Raw genomic sequence first — 23918 nt, 5'->3', positions numbered from 1 at the left:
ACAATTCCATTGATAGTAATTAAAGTACGATACTTTAAACTTGGTATAAAGCACGTTTTCCACACAAACGTCAATATGTTAGAAAAAGATACCAGACAGCAGCACTCCATAAAAAGCAACAAAGACCGCGGCTGATATTATCAAGCATGCGGGCTTCAGCGCGTTAGTACTCGAGTGCGATACACCACATATAGGATAAATATATGGTAGTACGAGTCCTCTTTAGTGCTCAACTAAAGCAGGCCGTTTTCTGACTAACAAGTCAAACTAATACGACATATAAATGCTAGATAAGTAGTAATCCCTCTAGCACTTAAGGACACTTAAAAGAGTTTTAATCATTCGAGTCATACGGTAAATCGTCCTTAAGCTGCTTTTGCAGTCTGTATGACTCAAGTTCTTCAAGATTAATGGATGTGTATTCGTTCAATCTTTTGTATAGAAAATTAATATCTCTAGCTTGGGCAACTTCCATACGCGGGTGCTTTTTACACCTTTCTATAAATTTAAACCGACGCAACTCATTTTTTTCATTTTTTCGTTGGCTTTTTAATTCATCATTCTCTTTTTTTAATTTATTGTTATTTATAGATATTTCATTTTTTTCTTCTTGTTCTTTTTGAGCTTGCGTCTTGATTTTTTTCTGTGATTTAGCTCTTAATTTCTTTGCTTGCTCCTTCAATAAAATCTCGCTAGTATCTATTTCTGCCCAAAATATTCCTCTTAAGTACATAGTAAGTGGTGTAATAGTGCGAGGGTTTCCCCAAAAATATCGCCATATCGTACCGGCCTCACCTGATGGCGGTTTATCGGCTACATAGATCTCATCCAAACTATCTTGTATTTTTTCTAAATACTCGGTGGCCTCAGAAGAAGTCATTTCGGTATTTAATAGATCAAACTTGCTCATAAAAACCTATAAAACAATAAATTAAAGTGAGTATCGCAGAATTGCACAATCTGAAATGATAGTAAAATTAAACTATCAATCACAGCTATTTGCGATAAGCCATGCCTAGCATAAAAAAGTGAGACTTGTTCAACTACAGCTTCTAAGATGAGTCCTTAAAATAACTCTAAGAGTATTCAGCTTTTAAATCATACATTTAATAAGAATCTTTATTGTATCCAACCGTGCAGCTTTCGATTATTTGTCACGCCTTAGCTCATTTTGCAAGCAACTCGTGCACCTAAAACGTTCTCGCCCTAGATAAATATCGAGTCACTACACCAATATTTAAAGTTCAAATTTGTAGACATGATTGTCGTGATTAACTAAATTCTCTTTCGAATATTTTTACTTTCTCTTCGGTTTAGGTAGAGCACTTTTAGTCCGATTTGCTTTTTTATAAGTATCAATTAATGTAACAATCAAAGTGTCATATGAATCAGCATCAAGTTTTTTTCTTAACTCGTCTAACTGCTCTTGTGTCGATTTATTGATTGAAATTCTGCCCCGACCTTTCTCATATTTTTTATCACGACACCTTCTAAGATAATTTTCCCATGCAGGCTTTTTTACTTTATCGATACATACCTGAAACTCTGCAAATTGTTCCTTTGGTAGTTTATTTTTACTATTAAGTAACTGTCTACAACGTCTCTCAATAACTTGTTCATTATGAACTTTAAGGGCCTTGAACCATTCCTCCATATGCTGGTTAATAAAGTTAAAATTTAATTTTCGGTTAGCTAACATACCATTTCCTTGACTACGAGATTACTACAGTAACTACGCCCCATACGCACTAACAAAACTAAAGCCGATCACATAAACAGTCAATCAATTCATCGTCCCGTCGGTAAAGCATTATGATAAAGCTCAACCGAAAACAAATTCGTCGTCCCGTCTTAATTTCAGATTTTTGCAGCTCAAATTCATCATATCGATGAAGTAAATCGCCAACGAGAAAAATCAATCGTCGTCCCGTCGAATTTAGCGTTCACCTATTTAATTTAGCATAATTCAAAGCATCGTCCCGTCTATGCATCTAAATCATAATTCCTACATAATTCATTGTCTAATAAGGTGTTTCTAGAACATATCTATCCAGAATGATTGTAGTCATCATCACTAATAGCTATCTCTAAAACTGAAAGCTTGCAGTTATGAACGAGTAGACACAGCACTAGATAGCAGTATCTAAATAGCTACAAATTGTAATCTGTAAACGGATCTGTGATTGCAGAGAAAGGTGATTCAGTGATGAAAAATCGAATCTGTAAATCAGGAGATCGGTTCACACCGATCACACAAACAGATTCAATTAGGAGATTTACAATGGCTATTAAACGTAAACAAATTAGCGATGCAAAAGCGCCAGCAACTAAGCACGCTAACAAGAAACCGAAGAAAACTAAGAAAGTGAAATCAACGTCGTTAGCTGTCAAAAACAAACACGCTATCAAAGATGACGGCTCGAATAAATCATTTCCAAAGTCGAAGTTGGTATCAGAATTATTCAAAAACGATGACGAATTTAAATCCGCCTTTGACGGTACATTTAAACTCTCTCGTGATCACGTTAAACACTTAGGTAGTATCGTTAAAACATCGCAAATTGAACTCAAGCAAGCACTATTCATCATACATGAGAATAAAGGTTATAAAAAACTTGGTTATGCGGACTTTAAAGCCTATGTCGAAAATAATCTCAAAATCTCGTATGACGTCGCGCTCAAACAAGTTTGGGCTGCAAGAGTAGCGCATGTGGTTAACGGACCACATGCTATTGGTTTCTTTAGTGACAACTCAATGCTACCAATGAAGGACTTAACAGATGAAGAAATTCAAGATGTGGTTGAGCATATTGAAGAAGAACACGGTGAGGACATTACTATCAACGGTAAATACACCCGCAAGATAGTCGAAGCCGCGATGCGTTCACTTGACCTACTCGATAAAGATAATTCTGATGATGGTCTAGATGTTGAAGTAAATGATGAAGTCAAAGAGGATGCGGATCTAGATTTTGATGATAGCGACGATGAAACTCTAGACTCTGATGCGAAGGCTAAGATATCGGCTAAACAATCCAACACAGAGAAAGTCAAACAAAGTGAAAGCCATCGCCAATTCCTTAAACAGTTCAAGATTAAGGCTGACAAATTCAAAAGTAGCAAAGCCATAATCGCTGCGTTTATCGATACTGACGCAGGCAAGAAACTTAAGGCCGTCAAAAAAGCTATCAAGTTACTGACCAAACACTTAAAGACTTTGGAGGCATCATATGAATAAGTTTATAGCTAATATTCTGAATGCCGTTCTATGCGATAACTTAGTAATCGTCATGCGTTGCTTAGATGAACTTTGCAAGCATAATATCGCCAACAACATCATTGAGATTGCTAAATCAATAGCTAAACACCATCAACTAGCACAGTCGCAAGTTCTTAAGTCTTCAGGCGGCTATCGCTACTGTATTAAGCTACCTTTGCTAGAAATTATAGATTGGGCACGACCACAAAATGGTGTACCTCACTTGTTCATTCAAGTTGCCCCCTATGCAGAGAATAGGCCTTTCATCAGGCTAAGTTTTAATGGGTTTCCGCTAAAACGAAAACACTTTTTTATAGCAAGACAATGGCTTGAACATATAGTTTCAGATCATGGACTTCTAGCTAGTGATAATATGAAAGTCACTGCTGTTGATATCGCCCATGATTTAGCGATTCAAATAAATGAGCTAAGTTTTAACCTAGCAAAATCACAAACATCTATGATTGCTTTTGCAAAAAATGGTGATATTGGAAGTTACTATTTCGGAAATAGGAAGGCTAAATTTAGGTTGGTTGCTTATGACCGCACTGCGAATTGTAAGGCGAAAAATCTTATGACAACCGGTGAGCCGGAGACACGCCTTGAAGCCCAATTAAAACCTAACTGTATGTTACATGAGTTATCTGCTTTCTTAGGTCCATGTGATTATCTTAAGCGTATCGAGGTATATGATTTAAATGCTTTGAAGCCATTAACCAATCTACATCCACATACCATTATTGCTATCATAGCTTGCGGGCTAAAACCTGCTTTGCAGCGCTTGCCAAAAGATGAACGCCGCAAGATGAAACGTTATATCGAAAAATGCAGGCTAATGCCTCTGAAGTCAGAGGAAATCAAAGAAGCGGTTCACAAAGAATTGTTGAATGTTAAGGGGTTAATGATGGAACATTCAAATAAAGCCTCAAAGCATAGCCAGCCATATAAGTTAAGGGCTAAGTTTAACGAACTGTACAGTATGCTTATTAAAAATGTGAGTAAATAAGCCAATCAAAGGTTCAAGGGGAGCAACTTAGCTCCCCTTTTTATTGTTCCTAACCGTGTCAAAAACAGTGGCTGAAATTTAGGCTTACAAGTGATATTATGAACGTGTTTCTAGTATCACTTTTCCCTTCTCGTTCAACCCTCTAAACACAATTCAACTTAATATACTTACTGGAGTTCTCTATGACTACAGCGACCCCTTATGCGCTGTATTTGAGCCGCCTGTCTATTAATAGTCAGCACTCTATCAGCTCACAAATGCGCAGTATTGCGCGACTCATGCAGTGGCAAGAAGACAGTCTCGATGACAAGCTGTGTCAGATTGACTATCAACAAGCACTGCAAATACGCGCAGTGATGACCCATGCGCAGTGGTCAGCCCGTTCCATCAACCGCGCCATGATAGCGATTAAGAATATCGTCAAAGTGGCGGCCTTGATGAACAAAGCCGATTTATCGCAGGTCGCAAACTTGCAGACCATTAATCAAGTAAAGCACGGTGAGCATCAAGGTACGCCGTTAAGCACAGAGCAAGTGACCGCGGTATTGGATTACTGCAAAACGCAAAAAGGCACCTTTGCTACCCGTAATTTGCTGATATTCAGCCTGTTTTTGGGTACTGGATTGCGCCGCAGTGAGTTATCGGCGTTGATGCTACACGACTATGATGCCAACTTGCATACCCTGACCGTGGCAGCAGGTAAAGGTAATAAGAGTCGCACCTTGTTCTTACCTGAGTGGGTAGAGCAAAATCTATTGGCATGGCTTAAGTTACGTCAGCGCCAGCAGGGGTATTTAGTCTGTAAGTCGACGCTAACTGGCAAACTTAAGTTATCTGAGCCAACCACCCCAACGGCCTTGTATCGGTTAGTTAAAGATACCTTGTATGAGCTAGGGGTGGATAACGTATCACCCCATGATTTACGCCGTACCTTTATTACTCGCTTGCTTGAGCAAAATGTGGATATCAATACCGTGCGCCAAATGGCAGGACACGCCGATATCAGTACCACCACCATTTACGATAAACGTGACCATGCGTTTATGAAGCAAGCCGCTGCGATGCTGGATTACATTCCGCCTGAAAAGCCCATTAAACGGGGGCGCGGCAGTCGATGATAAACGTCAAACCCATCGCTAAACACGCTAAGCATTGTTATTACCTTGCAACTCAAATCGCCGAAGACTTATTACTGTCAGCCGTCAATTATGGCTTTGAGTATATGCCGTCTTATGCGATTAACTCGCTCGTGGGTATCAAGCTACAACATGGCATTAATCATGATATCGACAGCACCCTAGCGCTGTTTCCGCTTAAGGATAATTACCCTGTCATGGCAGAAACGGTGCAGCACAATGCGCGGTTTCTGTGTGAACTGTTTAAGCTAGATGCCGCGATGAAACCCATGATGGTGCTCATCATCGTGCTCAATGCCAATGCGGGACTCAAAGAGTTGCTTAACCTGCTAGCTGACCATGATACGGATATTCTCATTCATTGGTTAGAGCAAGAAACGGGACTCAACAGTGATGATATCCATGAGCAGCTAGAACCTTTAGCCCGTAATCGCTTTATTGAGGGAGCAGCATTACTCCTACCGCATTTGTTGAGAATACCGGAGCCGTTTAGGGTATTGCTGGTGACTGAAAAGCTCACTCGCCGTGAATCCTTGCTCGCGCCGATTATTAAGCACAGCCCTACGGCGCAGTTCAAGCTTAAACAATTTGAGCATGTGAATGCCGATTTAGTGTATCGCTATCTAAGAGCGGCCATGGCTCAGCGGCTGAAAGGCGTTAACATTTTACTCTATGGGGCAGCGGGAACAGGCAAGACCGAGCTATCTCGCACCTTAGCAAAGGCACTGCGGCGCAGCTTAGTGGAAGTGCAAAGTGTGCAGTTTGAGGATGGCAAAGTGACTGATGAGTTCTTGAGTAAAGAGCCGACTAGCCAACGCTTAACCTACCTTAATCTACTGCAAAGCTTGCTCGATGGCTCAGATGAAAGCCTGTTATTGGTTGATGAGTGCGAAAGCGTGTTTAAACATGCCGATGAACATTACTCCAAAGAAGGCTTAATGCGCTTACTGGAAACCAATCCTGTACCTGCTATTTGGATTACCAACCATGTATCGCTATTGGAGCCAAGCTACATACGCCGCTTTAAGCTAGTGATGGAAATTCCTGTACCCGATGAAGCCTTTAGCTTTGCCATGAGTAAAACCATGCTCAAATCACTTAAGGTATCGGATGCATTTCGCTTGGTGTTAGCCAGCAAATCTAATGCCGCCCCTGCTTATATTGCGAACGCCGCCCATGTGGCGAGTACCTTAGCCTTAACAGGGGATGAGGCTGAAATCGTGGTATTGGACGTTATTGATGCCACCCTTGAAGCCTGCGGGGAAGCCCCACCAGCGGCTAAATATCAAGGCCAGCTAAGCTTTGACCCGAGTTGCTTAAACCTTAACGCCATCGACGGGCAAGATACACAGTCCATTATCAATGATATCGACACCGCGATAGCCAACAGCCTCCCTGTCAGAGTGTTACTCAATGGTCCCCCAGGTACAGGCAAAACAGGCTGGGTACATCACTTAGCTGAAACCCACGGTATGGATATCATGCACATCAAGTGCTCTGATGTACTCAGTAAGTATGTCGGTGAGAGCGAGCAGAACATTGCAGCGCTGTTTAGAGAAGCGCACAGAACAAAGAAGCTGATGCTCTTTGATGAAGTCGATAGCTTGCTCAGTCAGCGTGAGAGCGCTCAAGCGCAGTATGAAGTGCAGCTCATCAATGAACTGCTGTCACAGCTTGAATGCAACACCATGCCCGTGTTTGCAGCAACTAACGCACTCAGCGCAATCGATAGCGCAGTGATGCGCCGCTTTGACTTTAAACTGACCTGTAACTATCTGACGGAGCCACAGCGACAGACCTTGTATAAGCAAGTATTGGGTATCACTAAGTTAACCCAAACCGAAGCTGACCAACTTCACGCACTACAACAATTAACGCCCGGTGACTTCGCTATCGTAGCAAGGCGCATGTTATTTCAACCTAACCACAACCACAGAGCCACCGCTATTGCTCTGTTAACCCAAGAAAACAACCGTAAACAAGCCACGCGCCGCATTGGCTTTATCAACTAACCCCAGCAACACAACCCACTAAACCACGAAAAGGAACACCCCATGACAACATTATTGAGTTCGCTCAAGGTTATCGCTCGCCCTGAAATCGCCGTTAAGCCGCCTATCATCGGCAAAAGAACCCGCTTGGTTGACAAGCTGAAGCAGCAATTGGATATGGCCGAATGCTTTATTCAAGGCACAGAGTTTGAAGCCTACCGCGAGAAAAGTGTCAAAGACCCAGAGACGGGAGAGCGTAAGAAGGTGCGCCGCCGTATCACAGTGCGCCCATGGTACTACGACAGTGAAGGTCACTATTACTTCGAAGTCCGTATCGGGATTAAGCCTATCGAACTGGTAAAGGATAAACCCGCCATTGATGTCGGTGATAAAGCCAAGCTACCTGACACCATCAAGCTGATTATCGATGCCGTGGAGAAAGGCGAGCTAGATGAGTTCATCCTCAAGGCGTCTAAGTTCCCGACCAAGAAAGCTAAGGCTAGTGCTGAGGCCAGCACAGGCGCAAAGAGTGAGGTGAAGAGCGATACCTCAGCCAAAACCACCAAGTAATGCACACACTATCAGGAGCAGAAAGAAGCCCTTTCGCTCCTGAGTCTTTACCATCTATAGGGATAGACCATGGCGATTATCCGTGAAATCAATGTCAAATATCAGTTCAAAGAAACCCAGTGCGCCTTAGCCGAGCAAGCCATCACACGGCCTGAAGATACCGCGCAGGTATTTGACTACCTAAAGCATGAAACCAAAGAAATGTTTATCGTGGCAAACCTGACCAACCAGCACACTATTAATTGCGTTGAGGTGGTGGCGACAGGTTCAGTGAACGGTATCAGTATGCGACCCGTCGAAGTGTTACGCACGGCAGTAATTCTGAATATGCCCAGCGTTATCCTTGTTCATAACCACCCTTCAGGCGATCCAACACCAAGCACTAGCGATATTCAATTCACCCGTAAAGTCATTGAGTGCGCCAAAGTGCTGGATATCAATGTCCTCGACCATGTGATTATTGGCCTTAACCGCTTTACTAGCCTTCGTGAAACCCACAGCGATTTGTTCTAACACCACTAAGGACACACAATGAATACCATCAACAAAGAGTTGGCATTGCCTGTCTCTGACAGACTGCTATTGGCATTAACCCCGTTTATCAGTAACCAAGCACACAATGCCGTGACGATTAACTTTCGTGATCCAGATTACAGCCCACAACGGGGTGGCTTTCATCCCGTGGAGATAAGGCTAGAGAAACACGCCGAGCAATGGCAGTTATGCTACATCACCGACTTTTGCTATGTCGGCCAAATGGGGCAATGGGAGTTGGTTAAAGAACTGGACTTTGACTTTAGTTGCGGCGTATTTCAAAGCATTAGCGGCCTACTCGTCATTGAGGCGGCAGTAGCGTTTTACCCGATATGGGAGCAAAACTTCCTGTGCTATTGGCAGGAGTTAGCCGTTTTTAATGTCAGTGTGTCGGCAGATTAACCCTCAAAACACTCAAAACCACCGCAAAAGTCACATCTCAAATAAAATGAAATCGACTACACTGATGCTCAAGCAGGAAATGTCTTCCTTGCTTGCGCTAAAGAATAAGGAGTAAACCCATGTCAGGATGGTATGAATTAAGTAAAAGCAGTAATGAGCAATTTAAGTTTGTATTAAAGGCGGGAAATGGAGAGGTCATTCTCACCAGCGAGCTTTACACAGGTAAGAGTGGCGCGTTGAACGGTATTGAATCCGTGCAAACCAACTCCCCAATCGAAGCCCGATATGCCAAAGAAGTGGCTAAAAACGAGAAGCCGTATTTCAACCTCAAAGCAGCCAACCATCAAATCATTGGCACTAGCCAAATGTATTCGAGCACGGCTGCGAGAGATAACGGGATTAAGTCGGTGATGGAGAATGGAAAAACAACCACCATCAAAGATTTGACCTAGGCAAACATGCCCAGTGTGGTGCTTTGCTGGAAGGAAAGTGATGAACTCTAGCAAAGCAGCGAGTTGGTAAGTATCTAACATCACTGAATTTTAGATACAAAAAAACCGACGCTAAGGTCGGCTTTGAAGTGGTACCAGTGGCCAGACTCGAACTGGCACGCTTTTAAGGGCGGTGGATTTTGAATCCACTGTGTCTACCGATTTCACCACACTGGCATAATCTTCAATCTCAAAAACTTTGCAAATCTTTGCAAGGATTTTGCGCGTTAATTCTTTTGAATTAACTTTTTACATCAACAGCTTAGTGAAATTTAAGCTGTAAACACTGTGACTTTTGAATCCCCTGTGTCTACCGATTTCACCACACTGGCATATCAAATATGCACTTAGAAGCAATCAAAACAACTGGCTGTCTCTAAGTGCTGGGAATTATACCTTTGCCCATGACAATGGCAAGTCTTTTGCCGCGACTTTAATACAAATTGCATTTAACCGCTCAAAAATCATGCTCTTGGGGTTATTCTGCGCCATGGGATAACAAAAAGGCGGTATATTCTTTATCACTTTTTTGAATATGATTAACCAACCAAGCCTTCAAGAAAGTCATTAATTCGTCGGCAACATCATCCCCTTTTACAACCCGCTTTTGAAAATCAAGTACTTGCCCGACTAACTTGCCGTGCTTTTCCTTATGACTGTCGGTTTGTGGGTAACCAAAACGGGCAAAGAGCTCTTCTTCATAGGCAAAGTGATTGGCGGTGTAATCCACCAGCCCTTGCACGATACGTTTGATGGCTTCGAGTCCATACTCTTCATTTAATGTACGGTGTAATTCATTGATCAATGAGACTAAGCGCTGATGTTGACGATTGATCTCTGGCATCCCTATGTCTAATTCAGGCCCCCATTTCACAAACAGTTTATTTTGTGCCTGAGTCGAATTAAAGAAAGCCGCATTCACATGGAATCGGTGCAGCAAGGAGCCGATTTCCTGCGACATGTTATACACTTTCAAGCTCGATAAGTTAGTGTTGTTGGTGTGAGATGCATTACTCAGCGCGAGTTCTGCCATCACAGTGATATTTTTATTAATCTCTTCAGCAACTGTGTGTTGTTGCCCCGATGCCGTGGCGATTTGATGGGACATATCGGTAATGGTCTCCACCTGAGCGACAATCTGCCCGAGTGCACTGTGGGCTTGATCAACCATATCAGCCGTTTCATCGGCAATAGCCACGTTTTTCAACATGACTTCAACACCATGTTGTGCACCTTTTTGTAAGGCGGCGATTTGTTGTTGGATTTCAACCGTGGCTTCAGATGTCCGCTTAGCGAGATTACGCACTTCATCGGCGACAACGGCAAAGCCGCGACCATGCTCGCCAGCTCTCGCACTTTCAATGGCAGCGTTTAAGGCGAGTAAATTAGTCTGCTCAGCCACCTGCGAAATGGTTTCGATAATGCTACTGATATTGTTGCTGTCGGCGGCCAAGTGCTCAATTACGGTTCGAGTGCTATGGATCTGCTCTGACATAGCGCCAATTTTAGTGACTATGCCATTCATGATTTGGTCGCCATGCTTAGCAGAACTTTGGGCAATGTCGGCAGCTTTCGCCGCACTGACTGCATTTTGCGACACTGCTTGCACGCTTGAAACCATTTGCGTCATCGCACTGGCAGCCAGTTCAGTTTGATGCTCTTGCTCTAACACACCTTGTTTGGCCTGCTCACTGATGACCTTAATATCTGAGGCGACTTTTTTCATGCCTTCGCAGGTATCAGACAAAGATAAAATGGTGCGGCTAACATCCTCGCCCATGCGATTAATGCTATGCACAACCTTAATGAAGATGCCCGCATCTTTCTCTTCTAATTGATAACTTAAATCCCCTTCGCCTAAATGATGGGCGGCGCGCTCAAGCTGCCTTAAATTGCGAATTAATTTATTGATGTTGAAAATTAAAATGCCGGCGAGCGCGCTTAAACACAGGATGGCGACAAAGTGCCCTGTGGCAACTAAACAATAGAGTGGATAAATCAGCAACAGCAGTGGCGCAAAGATAGAATTATATCCCATTGAATCCTTACGACTTTTATTAGAATCCATTTTTTACTCCTTTAAAAAACTGATATTGCCGCATTCATATTAAACAAGGGCGAATAGATGGAATGCGCGTTAACTAAATAAATAACGAACTCATTGAGTAGGTTAATCCTAGACGCTAACGGAAGAAGAAACAAAGCCAAATTATTTGAACTCATCACTGTTAAGTATAGCCTTAAACTTGACCAAGATCACAGAGTTAACTAAGAGTTATGACTTTGTATTCCTATGTCGATTTTTTATTGATCGAGATCAGTATTTTGGCTATCGAATATCGCTAATTTAGAGAGGACTTCACAGGAAAGAGGATTTCAGTCATGGCATTTTGGTTAGATCTAATGTTTGGTAACCCCATAGGCTTACTTTCAATGATCGTTATCTTTAGCACAATAGGGATAGTGTCCTATATCACTTGGATGTTCATTGTGAAGTCGGCACCGAAACAATAGTTTTTGCTCCAGTTGTTCTTCATGTTCTTGTATAAATGCAAAATCTAGGGGGTTTTTATCACCCCCATTTTTTGTTATCTCACTTTTCCGATTACTGCAACTTACCTAAGCCAGCACTCATGCAAGCGAGGCAAAACACGCCTATGCGGCGTGTTTTCTGTTTTGTACTAGACCATTTAAAAACTGCGGACGTGCCTTAATCAACGACTGCATTTCCTCTTGGCTCGGCTCACCCGCAGGTAAACGCAGCACATCGCGGTTGAGGTACATGCGAGCCTTCATAGCAATCTTATAATCGGCTGTCGGTCCCTGAATCGCATAATGGCGCTCGTTACCTAGCTTTTCTAAGATACAGGCATTCAATAAACTTTTTACGGCAGGCTCATTTTGCGGCAGAGTCAAAATCGTGGCGCCCTGAAGAAAAAACTCTCTGACTAATGCTCGCTCAGCGGGATCAAGCAAGTTCACTTTAGCTTCAATCGTCTCAATAACGCGCTTATCACTTAAATGACGAATTGATTCATCTAAGCCTAAGTTAATCAGCTGACTCAAAAAATAGGCGATAGAGATGATTAGACCTAATCCAACAAAATGAGCATGTTCGGGCACAAATTTATCGAGCGCCAGCACTGCCAACGCATTAGGAGGAATAAGGAGTAAGACAGTACAACTCACCATTAGCCACAGCATGACTCTAAACATCATTTTCTTCGGGCTAAAAAACTTAACTGAATCCAGCTTGAGTTTAAACATAGTGCTATCCCAGTGACAAAAAATTGAACTTATTGGCTACAAAGCAAATTTAATGCCACAAATGAAGACATATTTCATTGATTTTATCTGCGAGAAAATGCACTTTCTGGATCTGTAGGTCTATGCTTATAAGCATCTCAAGCCGCTATTGCATAAAGAAAATTTAAGATGCTGACATTCTTTAGCCAACTTATCAAAAGTCCCATAGGCAGGCACCTGACCTTGTCTATTGTACTTTTTAGCTCTGTTATCACCTTAATCACCACTGCGTATCAATTGATCAGTGATTATCGCAATGACGTTGTGCGTATCGACAGAGTGTTTTCCAATATGGAAAAAGTGAATTTAGATGTGCTCGCCGCCAGTATTTGGGTGATTGACGAGCGGCTCATTAACACTCAGCTCAATGGCTTAATTCAGCTGCCCGATATTAACTACATTTCGATTAAAGATGACAGCGGCCAAGCATGGAATGCAGGCGAGCAAAAGCAAGAACACTCCTTAGATAAAACCTTCCCGCTAGTTTATAAATCCCCGACCGAGAGCATTAATGTCGGCACACTTGAAATACAAGTCGATGTCGATGCCATCTATCAGCGCTTGTATGATAAAGCTATTATCATTTTGCTCTCTAATGGAATAAAGACCTTCTTAGTTGCTGGATTTATTCTGTTTTTAGTATGGTTCAATATCACCAAGCACTTAGATAAACTCAGTCAATACTGCAAAGATATCGACCTCGATCAAGAATACGAGCCGCTGCAATTTGCCCGTCAAGAAAAAATTGATGAGTTTAAACAAGTCGCCGACTCCATCAACAGCATGCAAGTACAACTGAGAAGCTCCTTTGGCGCCTTAAAGAAATCTAAGGCTGAACTGCAAACGGCCCTAGAAGACAGAGAGCGGCTACTCAAACTCGAACGTAGCTATAAAGAAGAACTCGCCAGGCAAGTTAAAGAAAGAACCATAGAGTTAGAACAATCCCTTAGCGCACTAAAACGGGCGCAACAAGTGTTAGTTGAGCAAGAAAAAATGGCGGCCTTGGGAGGACTCGTGTCAGGGGTTGCCCACGAGATCAACACGCCGATTGGCATTTGTTTGACGGCGGCGAGTGCACAGCTGAGCCATATTGAAGAACTGATCGATCTGATCCACAGCGATCAAGCCACCTTAGACGAAATCAATGAGATCCTTAATGAGTATCAAGAAAGCTGTGAACTCATAGTCCGCAATATCACCAAAGCCAGTAGTTTGATCCAAAAGTTCAAAACGATCGCCATCGATCGCAGTCATGAAGAACACCAACCTTGTAACTTAAGTCAGCAACTCCACGAGATTTTAGAGTCGACATTAATTATGCATCCGCATGTCAACGCCGTTACTGAAATCAGCGTAGAACCCACACTCAATATTCAAACCAATATCAGCTTATTGAATCAGATTGTTAGCAATATTCTGTCGAACGCCTTTACCCATGCTTTCCATGGACGCGAAGATAATCTTATCCACATCAGCGCCACAGTGGATGAAGAGTCGATTATAATTAGCATCCAAAATAATGGTTTAGAAATTCCAGCCGATGTCGCTGAACACATGTTCGAGCCATTTTTCACTACAAATCGTAATAAAGGCGGCACGGGCTTAGGATTATCAGCAGCCTTTAATGCCGCGACGCTGTTAAAAGGCACTATGAGTTATCGCGCAGACTCAACACTTGGTGGCCCGCAATTTGATATCAAATTTCCGTACACTCAATGTGAGCTTACGGTCCCCAGTGTCCAACACGATTTTTATATCTAGATATAACGCAATGGACTAGCACAATACAGAAGTGATACTCACCGCTCATACGAGCGGTGAAATCATGGGTAGAAAACCTTAACCCTTTAAAGCGTTTCTTGATCCTGTAGTGCCAAACGCGCTAATACTCGACTTGCCGCCACAAAACCAAATGTCCCAGTGACCATAGTGACAGCGCCAAAACCCGACGCACAATCCATTCTCATGCTGCCATCGGCCGCGGCTTTAGTACCACAAACAGAGCCATCGGCTTGCGGATACACTAACTGCTCACTGGAAAAAACCGCATCGATAGCAAAGCGGCGTTGCACGTTTTTAGAGAAATTATATTCACGGCGCAAAATATTGCGCACTTTGGCTAACAAAGGATCTTGGTAAGTTTTAGCGAGATCAGTTAACTGAATTTGAGTCGGATCTGTCTGGCCACCCGCACCACCGACAGTAACAATTTTGATTTTTTGACGCTTACACCAGGCAATTAACGCAGCCTTTTGCTTAACGGCATCAATACAGTCAATAACATAATCAATATTGCCGCCCTCTTTAGCCCCGAGCAAATACTCGCCTAGATTATCCAATGTAATAAAATCTTCTATTTCATTCACTTGGCAATCGGGATTAATTTCACGGATCCGCTGCGCCATCACAGCGACTTTAGAACTGCCAATAGTGGAACTGAGCGCGTGAATTTGACGGTTAGTGTTAGTGACACAGATATCGTCTAAATCCATCAAGCTTATCTGCCCAATGCCGCTTCGCGCTAAGGCTTCTGCCGCCCAAGTACCTACGCCACCAATACCAATCACCACCACGTGGGATGTAGCAAATTTAGCCAGAGCCTTTTGTCCATACAAACGGCCAATTCCGCCAAATCGATTTAGATAGGCCTCAGTCATAAATACTTACCTTATATTACTCAATAACAGCAGGAGCGCTTGCCCTAGCATCGAAGTGATGCCAGCAGGGACAGCTTAATAGCAGCACTAAAAATGTGCGGTGGATTCTAAACGATCTGGACATAAATCGAAATCAGATCCGCAGACACATAACGCCAGATGCAAAAGGATACGATTGCCAAGTAAGCGTAACAAATGCAAAGACTCATAATGCATGGCCGAACAACTCGGTAATCAATATAGTAAAAACCTGTATTTAACCTGTAAAACAATACGTTAAATAAATCACCCTTTATACAAAACTTGATCTATATCACACTTTATTACTGACAGTCTGTGCAGACTTTGCCACATAAAAGCTCAACAGCATGCATAGATACTCAAAGTTATCCATGCATATAACAGCGATAAGCACAGGAAAATGAAGATGAAAAAGAATCTGCTGACGACGGCTATTATTTCTAGCCTCACACTCTATTCATTCACAGCACTCGCCGATGGCCCTGAATTCTATGGTCATGCTGATCTTGCGATTACCAACTCAGACACAGGTTATGCAACTCAAAACCAAAAGGACGGCACTGTCCTTGAAAACAACTTCTCATGGTTAGGCGTAAAAGGTTCTGAAGCTGTAAGCCCGTATTTTGACATCATTTATCAAATGGAATTTGGCGTCGAAAACTTTGATAACTCAAACAAGACATTCAACGCCCGTAATACATTCCTTGGTATCAGAAGTGCGGCTGGTACTGCCTTGGTGGGCCGTAACGATACCGTATTTAAAGCCGCTGAAGGTAGCTTCGATCTCTTTGGCAACACCAACGCCGATATCGACTTACTGGTTGCAGGCCAAACACGCTCCGCCGATGGCATTTCTTACTATTCACCTAAAATTGCCGATCTGGTGACGCTTAATGCCACCTATCTGATGAGCGATAACTATGACCAAGTGGATAGCAATGGCAACGAGGTGTATAGCAAAGATCACATGTATGCTCTGAGCGCCACCTTAGGGGATAAAACCTTTAAAGCACAGAACTACTATGTCGCTGCCGCCTATAGTGATGGTATTGATAACGTTGAAGCCTACCGTGGTGTGGCCCAAGCTAAATTCGGCGATGTTATCTTAGGTGCCTTATATCAACACAGTGAACATGTGGATGATAAGTTTGCCAATCTCTCAGGTGATACCTACTTCGTCAACGCGGCTTACTTAATTGGCGACTTGAAATTGAAGATGATGTACGGCAAAGATGACTCAGGTTTAGGTAAATACGTGAGCCGCTATGTCGGTGACCAAGACAACAGCGGTTTGGAACAGGTTCGCGATGTCGACCTGCAACAGTTCAGTGTGGGTGCGGATTACCGTCTGAGCACTAAGACTATGGTCTATGGTCACTACACGCGCTTCGATGGTGATCTTATGTTAGCCGATGTGAAGCAAGACCTTAATGACAACATCTTTACTGTTGGTTTACGCGTTGATTTTTAAATAGATTAATAAACTAACCACAAGGTTATTTCTTGATAAAAAAGCGGCTTCGGCCGCTTTTTCTGCTTAGATATCGTCCCCAAACACATATCCATAGCCGATATGACAGACTTGCTACAGTATTAGTATATGCTACAGTTACCCTCGCCGACCCACTGTCTAAGGCAATCCGCCTTACCTACCACTTAAGTAGTAAGTGAAAAATACAGTTTTGCACCTTTCAGGCAAATTTGCAGTCAAGGTATAAGGAAATATCCTAGAAATAGCCCGAATATGGACAAGGAGAGCCAAAAACATGATCTGCACCACAGCCTGCGAGTCGTAAAACTGTAAAAATCGGCTGCAACTTTGTTACCGACTCAGGTAACAAATGCGTTAAACCACACAAAAACCATGAAAAATGGAAAAGAACTTAGGTTCGAGGGAGCACAAAACATGAAAAAGACATTCATCTCTGCATCAGTTGCATCAGTATTGGCATTGGCTTCATTCGGTGCGCTAGCCGAAGGCCCAAGCTTCTATGGTCGTTTAGAGCTTGCTTTAACCCATACTGACACTGCTGCTACCCTACAAGGCGGCACTAACGGTATCGATACCACTAACTATGCCGATGAAAATAACGCTGGCACATATTTAGAAAACAACTTTTCTCTGTTAGGTGTAAAGGGTTCAGAAAAGATTGCTGATGGCTTTGAAGCTATCTATCAAATGGAATTCCAAGTTGAAAATACATCAACAACGGGTGATGTATTTAAAGCGCGTAATACTTATTTAGGTTTAAAAACTAACGCAGGTACTGTGTTAGTCGGTCGTAACGACACAGTATTCAAACAAGCCGAAGGCGGTGTGGATATTTTCGGTAACACTAACGCCGATATCGACCGTTTAATCAGTGGCCAAACTCGTAGCGCTGATGGTATGTGGTACTACTCGCCAAAAATCGCTGGCTTAGTAACACTGAACGCAACTTATTTGTTTGATGATAACGACACGACTGCAAAAACTTCTGAAAGCTTATATGCATTAAGCGCGACTTTAGGCGATAGCAAGTTTAAAGAACAGAACTACTATGTTGCTGTAGCCTATAACAAAGGTATTTCAGGTATTGATGCGTACCGTGGTGTGGCTCAAGTTAAATTAGGGCAATTCAAAGTCGGTGGTTTATTCCAACAATCAGAAAACGTTGTGAATAGCGATATCGATGGCAATACTTACTTCGTGAACGTTTCTTACGATCTGAATGGCGTAAACCTGAAAGCTGAATACGGTGCTGATGATGCTGGCTTCGGTAACTTCTACAAAAACGTTAATAAAGGTGGCGCAACTGGCACTGATATCAACGTACAAAACTTCAACGTAGGTGCTGACTACCGTCTAGCTAAATCAACTATGGTATACGGCCAATACGCTATGTACCGCGGTGACCATGTTGTTGCCGGTAACAAAGTTGATCTACAAGATGACAACGTATTCTCTGTAGGCGTACGTTACGACTTCTAATCTCTTAACCCAGAGATAATTAAAAACCTACTGTAGCGATACAGTAGGTTTTTTATGTCTCGAATAGAACAAACGGTCAAGACTCAGGCGATAAAAACAAAAAAGCCACCCAAGTCAACTTAGATGGCTTTCATTTATGTCTTTAATGCTTCAAAACCTTGAGTCCATCAAGGATTAAATGCTCGGTAATGGCTCGCCGCCGTCACCTAATTCAACGCTATCGACACGTTGTAAGCCCCTTGGCAATTTAGCCCCACGACGACCACGTTCACCACGATAATGCTCAAGATCGCTAGGCTTAAGTGTGAGTTTGCGTTTACCCGCCCACAAGGTGACTGGCGTGTCACTCGGCACTAATTGTAAGTGCGTCATCAGCTCTTCACGATTCTTGGCTCTTTCCGTAGGGATACCGATAATTTTGTTGCCTTTCCCCTTAGATAATTGCGGTAAGGCTTCAAGGGAGAACAACAACATTCGACCTTCGTTCGTGATCGCTAAGAGCGACATTTCCTTCGTGCGATCAATCAACTTAGGCGTTAATGACTTAGCGTTTGTCGGCAAACTCAGTAATGCCTTACCCGCCTTATTGCGCGACACCATATCATTGTACGAGCAAATAAAACCGTAACCCGCGTCAGTTGCCAACAGATAACATTGCTCTTCCTCACCCATCAATACATGCTGCATGGTTTCGCCAGGCGCCATATTGAAGCGAGTCGTAATAGGTTCACCTTGGCTACGTGCCGAAGGCAAAGTATGGCTATCGGTCGCAAATGCCCGCCCGGACGAATCAATAAACACCGCCGCCTGATTACTGCGCCCGATGGCGCTGCACAAGTATTGGTCGCCAGACTTATAGGAGAGCGATAACGGATCGATATCGTGGCCCTTAGCACAACGCACCCAGCCTTTTTCAGACAAGACCACTGTCACAGCCTCAGTCGGCGTTAACTCTTGTTCCGTTAAGGCGCGAGACTCGTTGCGCAGCACTATTGGAGAGCGACGATCATCACCGTAAGTTTCGGCATCTTGAATTAATTCTTTCTTGATCAAGGTCTTCAAGCGACGCTCTGAGCCCAATAACTGCTCAAGTTTCTCGCGCTCGGCTTCAAGCTCATTCTGCTCGGCCGTGATCTTAAATTCTTCTAACTTAGCTAAATGACGTAACTTTAACTCGAGGATCGATTCAGCTTGTTTATCACTGAGTGAAAAACGGGCCATCAACTCAGTTTTAGGATCATCGTGAAAACGAATAATCTCAATCACTTCATCAATATTGAGGAAAGCGATCATCAAAGCTTCGAGTATGTGTAACCGCGATACGACTTTATCTAAACGGTATTCCAAACGACGTTTAACTGTGTCAACGCGGAACTCTAACCACTCAGTTAATAAGGTTTTTAGTCCCTTCACCCGTGGGCGTCCATCGAGACCCAGCACGTTTAAGTTAACTCTAAAGCTCTTTTCTAAATCCGTGGTGGCAAATAAATGTGCCATCAGTTGATCGCAATCGACACGGTTTGAGCGAGGAACCACCACCAGCCGCACAGGGCTCTCATGATCCGACTCATCGCGCAAATCGGCCACCATAGGTAATTTCTTCGCCTGCATTTGACTGGCGATTTGCTCTAAAATTTTACCACTACTGGCTTGGTGCGGCAGCGCAGTAATGATGATTTCACCGCCATCGACTGTGTAAACCGCGCGCGCTCTTAATGACCCACGGCCCGACTCATAAATCTTTGCAATATCAGCAGACGGGGTAATGATCTCGGCTTCCGTTGGATAATCAGGCCCAGGCACAAAGGCCATCAATTGCTCGAGTTCAAGCTTAGGATCATCGAGCAATGCCACGCAGGCTGAGACTAATTCCCTGACGTTGTGCGGCGGAATATCCGTCGCCATACCCACGGCAATACCGGTAATCCCATTAAGTAAAATATGCGGTAAACGTGCTGGCAGTACTTTTGGCTCTTTTAACGTGCCATCAAAGTTAGCGCCCCACTCGACCGTGCCTTGCCCCAGCTCGCTGAGCAGCACTTCAGAGAATTTGGATAAACGCGCTTCGGTGTAACGCATAGCCGCAAATGACTTAGGATCATCGGGTGCACCCCAGTTACCTTGACCATCGACTAACGGATAGCGATAGGAGAATGGCTGCGCCATCAATACCATAGCCTCATAACAGGCGCTATCGCCGTGGGGATGGTATTTACCTAATACGTCACCGACCGTACGTGCCGATTTTTTATGCTTAGACTGAGCCGACAAACCTAACTCACTCATGGCATAGATAATTCGACGCTGTACAGGTTTAAGCCCATCGCCAATGTGTGGCAGGGCTCGGTCCATAATGACGTACATGGAATAGTTCAGATAAGCCTCTTCGGTAAAGCGCCGCAACGGCATTTGCTCTACTCCATCGAGACTTAACTTGATAGCGTCACTCATTTTCTTCTAGTTCCTGTGGTTCTTCAGTACTATCGCCCTTATAGAACAAACGATACACATTACCTTTTAAATCATCTGAGATGTACATAGCACCGTCGGCAGCCGATAACAGCGCAAAGGGGCGAGCGACGGGAAACTCACCGTCAAGGAAACTAACAACCGTTTCACGACTCACCACTTTTTGGTTTTCAATCTTGAGCATAACCACTTGGTAACCGACTTTGCTCGAACGATTCCACGAGCCATTTTCGGCTACAAACAACTGATTATGGTACATATTTGGAAATTGATTGCCGCTATAAAACGCAAGCCCTGTGGGTGCAACATGGGCAGGCAGTTCATATACTGGTAGCGAAATTTTTAGATTTTTTGGCTTTTCATAGGCAGGTTCAACCACAGCACTGGCATGTAAGTAAGGGAAGCCATAATGACTCCCAATCACATCGACGCGGTTAATCTCATCGGGTGGCAGGTTATCCCCCATCCAATCTCGGCCTTGATCGGCAAACCATAATTTTCCGTCTATTGGTGACCAATCAAATCCACTCGCATCACGCACACCGGTCGCAATCTGTTCACTCGCACCTGTATCAACATTGATCGCTATGATACTGCTGTAAGGTACTGGCGCTTCACAAACGTTACAGGGCGCACCAATAGACACATATAAACGGCCATCTGGGCCAAAATTAATTGCCCGAGAACTTTTCTTCTCTGAGTAAGGCAAATCACTGTAAACTTCTTTGGGTCGACTCGGGCGGCGTAATCTTTGCTCGATATCAACAAAGCGTACGATTTGATTTTCAGTGGCAACAAACAAGTCGCCATTGTGGAATGCAATCGCATCGGGTGATTCAAGCCCTTTAGCAATCACGTAGCGCTTATCGACACGACCATCTTGATTGCTATCGACTAACGCATGAATAGTGCCGCTCTTATTGGAACCGACAAATAAAGTGCCATTCGCCCCCATCGCCATTTGCTTTGCATCACCAATATCCGAGGCATAAAGCGATAAACCAAACCCCTTAGCGACGGTAATCATGATCGATTGGGAACCCGCAAAGGCGCTATTGCAGAGCAATAACGTTACACTCGCTAGGAGCGTAAAACCGGCAGACAACACCTTTAAGTAATTATAATTATTAGTTTTAATACACAACATTGTAATTTTCTTTATGCCTATGTTTTATTGTTATCGGCAATAGTGCACAACATTAAAGTAAAGCCATGTCACCCTTATCTTCGAGCCAGTTTTTACGGTCCGGCGAACGCTTCTTAGCGAGCAACATATCCATCAAAGCATCTGTCTCTTCGATATCATCTATGGTCAACTGTACTAAACGACGGGTGTTCGGATCCATCGTTGTTTCACGAAGTTGTAAAGGATTCATCTCACCCAAGCCTTTAAAGCGGGTGACTTGTACCTTGCCCTTTTTATTCTCAGCGGCAATGCGATCTAAAATTCCCACTCTTTCGGCTTCATCTAAGGCGTAATACACCTCTTTGCCGATATCGATACGGAACAGTGGCGGCATGGCAATATACACATGCCCCTGTTCAACCAAGATACGGTAATGCTTCAAAAATAGCGCGCATAACAAGGTAGCAATGTGCAATCCGTCGGAGTCAGCATCCGCAAGGATACAAATCTTGCCATAACGCAGTTCAGAGATATCACTGCTATCGGGATCGCAACCAATTGCGACCGAAATATCATGGACTTCCTGTGAGGCTAACACTTGTGAAGCATCGACTTCCCAGGTGTTTAAGATTTTGCCACGCAGCGGCATAATGGCTTGAAACTCGCGATCGCGGGCCTGTTTCGCACTACCGCCCGCAGAATCACCTTCCACGAGGAATAACTCTCCGCGCATCGGATCTTGGCCACTACAGTCCGTTAGCTTACCCGGTAGAGCAGGCCCTGAAGTCACCTTTTTACGGGCGACTTTTTTAGCGGCCTTTAACCGACTCTGGGCGTTATTAATGCACATTTCGGCTAACGATTCAGCGAGTTCAGTATTGGAGTTCAACCAAAGTGAAAAGGCATCACGCACTACGCCAGACACAAATGCAGCGCATTGGCGGCTCGAAAGCTTTTCTTTGGTTTGGCCAGCAAATTGCGGTTCTTGCATCTTCACCGACAAAATAAATGCGGCGCGATCCCAAATGTCTTCGGGTGAAAGTTTAATACCGCGGGGAATTAAGTTTCTGAACTCACAAAATTCGCGCATTGACTCCAATAAGCCTTGGCGGAAACCATTTACATGAGTACCACCGAGCGGAGTCGGAATTAAGTTAACATAACTCTCGCCAATGGATTCACCGCCTTCTGGCAGCCAAGTAATGGCCCAATCAGCGGCTTCTAGCTGGCCCTTAAAACAACCGACAAACGGCTCATCTGGCAACCTTAAATTGTCGCCAATCGCCGCCTTCAAATAATCAGTTAGGCCGCTTTCATAGAACCATTCATGGACTTCATTTGTTTGTTTGTTGGTGAATTTGATCCGTAAACCTGGGCACAATACCGCTTTAGCCCGCAGCAGATAAATCAGTTTTGAATTAGAAAAGTTAGCCGAATCAAAATAGCTGGCGTCGGGCCAAAAATGCACTCGAGTCCCAGTATTGCGACGACCACAGGTCCCCGTTGGGCGTAACTCTTCAACCTTAAAGCCATTTTCAAATGCGATATCATACACTTGACCATCACGGCGAACTGTCACTTCGACACGGCGTGACAGCGCGTTAACGACCGAAATCCCCACACCATGCAAACCACCAGAGAACTGGTAGTTTTTATTCGAAAATTTACCGCCAGCATGCAATTTGGTTAGGATTAACTCGACCCCAGGAATGCCTTCTTCTGGGTGGATATCCACCGGCATACCACGGCCATCATCGGTGACTTCGAGGGAGTTATCTGTATGTAGAACAACTTCAATTTTAGTCGCGTGACCCGCCAATGCTTCATCGACACTGTTATCTATGACCTCTTGGCCCAAATGATTTGGTCTGGAGGTGTCGGTATACATACCTGGACGGCGTTTAACAGGATCGAGTCCGTTGAGAACTTCAATGGCGTCAGAGGTGTATTGATTCGTCATAGGGCACGCTATAAGTTAT

At 43.7% G+C, this 23918-nt stretch carries 19 protein-coding genes, 1 tRNA gene and 1 pseudogene; 12 read left to right on the top strand and 9 right to left on the bottom strand.

The annotated features are described in order from the left end of the window. Positions 1 to 334 precede the first annotated feature (334 nt). Positions 335 to 910 carry a hypothetical protein gene (locus NE536_RS08525; RefSeq protein WP_261272421.1) on the bottom strand — a complete coding sequence of 192 codons (576 nt, stop codon included), beginning with the start codon at positions 908 to 910 and terminating at the stop codon, positions 335 to 337. A gap of 387 nt (positions 911 to 1297) precedes the next feature. After that, the gene (locus NE536_RS08520) at positions 1298 to 1699 is read right to left on the bottom strand and encodes a hypothetical protein (RefSeq protein WP_261272420.1); all 402 of its coding nucleotides are present in this window, start codon (positions 1697 to 1699) and stop codon (positions 1298 to 1300) included. A 582-nt stretch (positions 1700 to 2281) separates the two neighbouring features. Here NE536_RS08520 and NE536_RS08515 point away from each other — a divergent pair. The 8 genes and pseudogenes from NE536_RS08515 to NE536_RS08480 all read left to right on the top strand — a co-directional run bounded on the left by NE536_RS08515 (position 2282) and on the right by NE536_RS08480 (position 9350). Further along, on the top strand, positions 2282 to 3238 hold the full coding sequence (locus tag NE536_RS08515) for a hypothetical protein (RefSeq protein ID WP_261272419.1): 957 nt from the start codon (positions 2282 to 2284) through the stop codon (positions 3236 to 3238). Then, positions 3231 to 4265, top strand: a complete 1035-nt coding sequence (locus tag NE536_RS08510; RefSeq protein WP_261272418.1) for a hypothetical protein — start codon at positions 3231 to 3233, stop codon at positions 4263 to 4265. Before NE536_RS08515 ends, NE536_RS08510 begins: the two co-directional genes overlap by 8 nt. Before the next feature lie 182 nt (positions 4266 to 4447). After that, positions 4448 to 5383: a tyrosine-type recombinase/integrase gene (locus tag NE536_RS08505; RefSeq protein WP_261272417.1), complete on the top strand. Its 936-nt coding sequence runs from the start codon at positions 4448 to 4450 to the stop codon at positions 5381 to 5383. Continuing rightward, positions 5380 to 7413, top strand: coding sequence for an AAA family ATPase (locus tag NE536_RS08500; RefSeq protein ID WP_261272416.1), 2034 nt, complete (start codon positions 5380 to 5382; stop codon positions 7411 to 7413). The genes NE536_RS08505 and NE536_RS08500 overlap by 4 nt, the downstream gene beginning before the upstream one ends. 21 nt (positions 7414 to 7434) lie before the next feature. After that, positions 7435 to 7962, top strand: a pseudogene (locus NE536_RS08495) (DUF6641 family protein); the annotation flags it as partial. Between the two features lie 69 nt (positions 7963 to 8031). Next, complete coding sequence (locus NE536_RS08490) at positions 8032 to 8475, top strand: JAB domain-containing protein (protein ID WP_261272414.1); 444 nt, start codon at positions 8032 to 8034, stop codon at positions 8473 to 8475. An 18-nt stretch (positions 8476 to 8493) separates the two neighbouring features. Further along, positions 8494 to 8898, top strand: a complete 405-nt coding sequence (locus NE536_RS08485) for a DUF2787 domain-containing protein (protein WP_261272413.1) — start codon at positions 8494 to 8496, stop codon at positions 8896 to 8898. A 119-nt stretch (positions 8899 to 9017) separates the two neighbouring features. After that, a complete protein-coding gene (locus NE536_RS08480; protein ID WP_011847750.1) occupies positions 9018 to 9350 on the top strand; it encodes a YegP family protein in 333 nt (110 codons plus the stop codon). A gap of 129 nt (positions 9351 to 9479) precedes the next feature. Here the strand turns inward: NE536_RS08480 and NE536_RS08475 are convergent. After that, a tRNA-Leu gene (locus NE536_RS08475) sits at positions 9480 to 9566 on the bottom strand. Positions 9567 to 9867: 301 nt separating this feature from the next. Continuing rightward, entirely contained in the window at positions 9868 to 11457 is a 1590-nt protein-coding gene (locus NE536_RS08470; RefSeq protein ID WP_261272412.1) for a bacteriohemerythrin, read from the bottom strand. Between the two features lie 314 nt (positions 11458 to 11771). On the opposite strand from NE536_RS08470, the gene NE536_RS08465 reads away from it, so the two are divergent. Next, positions 11772 to 11903 carry a DUF3149 domain-containing protein gene (locus tag NE536_RS08465; RefSeq protein ID WP_006083014.1) on the top strand — a complete coding sequence of 44 codons (132 nt, stop codon included), beginning with the start codon at positions 11772 to 11774 and terminating at the stop codon, positions 11901 to 11903. A gap of 141 nt (positions 11904 to 12044) precedes the next feature. Here the strand turns inward: NE536_RS08465 and NE536_RS08460 are convergent, their stop codons facing one another. After that, positions 12045 to 12656 carry a superinfection exclusion B family protein gene (locus NE536_RS08460; RefSeq protein WP_063882249.1) on the bottom strand — a complete coding sequence of 204 codons (612 nt, stop codon included), beginning with the start codon at positions 12654 to 12656 and terminating at the stop codon, positions 12045 to 12047. 168 nt (positions 12657 to 12824) lie between these two features. Between NE536_RS08460 and NE536_RS08455 the strand changes: the two genes are divergently transcribed. Further along, positions 12825 to 14456: an ATP-binding protein gene (locus NE536_RS08455; protein ID WP_261272411.1), complete on the top strand. Its 1632-nt coding sequence runs from the start codon at positions 12825 to 12827 to the stop codon at positions 14454 to 14456. A gap of 86 nt (positions 14457 to 14542) precedes the next feature. Here the strand turns inward: NE536_RS08455 and tcdA are convergent, their stop codons facing one another. Continuing rightward, the gene (tcdA, locus tag NE536_RS08450) at positions 14543 to 15352 is read right to left on the bottom strand and encodes a tRNA cyclic N6-threonylcarbamoyladenosine(37) synthase TcdA (protein ID WP_261272410.1); all 810 of its coding nucleotides are present in this window, start codon (positions 15350 to 15352) and stop codon (positions 14543 to 14545) included. 427 nt (positions 15353 to 15779) lie between these two features. Between tcdA and NE536_RS08445 the strand changes: the two genes are divergently transcribed. Next, a complete protein-coding gene (locus NE536_RS08445; RefSeq protein ID WP_261272409.1) occupies positions 15780 to 16844 on the top strand; it encodes a porin in 1065 nt (354 codons plus the stop codon). 435 nt (positions 16845 to 17279) lie between these two features. Beyond that, on the top strand, positions 17280 to 18344 hold the full coding sequence (locus NE536_RS08440; protein ID WP_220592039.1) for a porin: 1065 nt from the start codon (positions 17280 to 17282) through the stop codon (positions 18342 to 18344). 174 nt (positions 18345 to 18518) lie between these two features. Here the strand turns inward: NE536_RS08440 and parC are convergent, their stop codons facing one another. Genes parC through parE form a run of 3 tightly spaced genes read right to left on the bottom strand, consistent with a single transcriptional unit; the run spans position 18519 to position 23899 of the window. After that, positions 18519 to 20795, bottom strand: coding sequence for a DNA topoisomerase IV subunit A (parC, locus tag NE536_RS08435; RefSeq protein ID WP_261272408.1), 2277 nt, complete (start codon positions 20793 to 20795; stop codon positions 18519 to 18521). Further along, positions 20788 to 21960: a PQQ-dependent sugar dehydrogenase gene (locus NE536_RS08430; RefSeq protein ID WP_261272407.1), complete on the bottom strand. Its 1173-nt coding sequence runs from the start codon at positions 21958 to 21960 to the stop codon at positions 20788 to 20790. Before NE536_RS08430 ends, parC begins: the two co-directional genes overlap by 8 nt. Before the next feature lie 52 nt (positions 21961 to 22012). Next, positions 22013 to 23899, bottom strand: coding sequence for a DNA topoisomerase IV subunit B (parE, locus tag NE536_RS08425; protein ID WP_106649494.1), 1887 nt, complete (start codon positions 23897 to 23899; stop codon positions 22013 to 22015). Positions 23900 to 23918: the final 19 nt, after the last annotated feature.

It is taken from the genome of Shewanella septentrionalis (assembly GCF_025370265.1).
Lineage (GTDB): Bacteria > Pseudomonadota > Gammaproteobacteria > Enterobacterales > Shewanellaceae > Shewanella > Shewanella hafniensis.
This window is presented reverse-complemented; position numbering and strand designations above follow the sequence as displayed.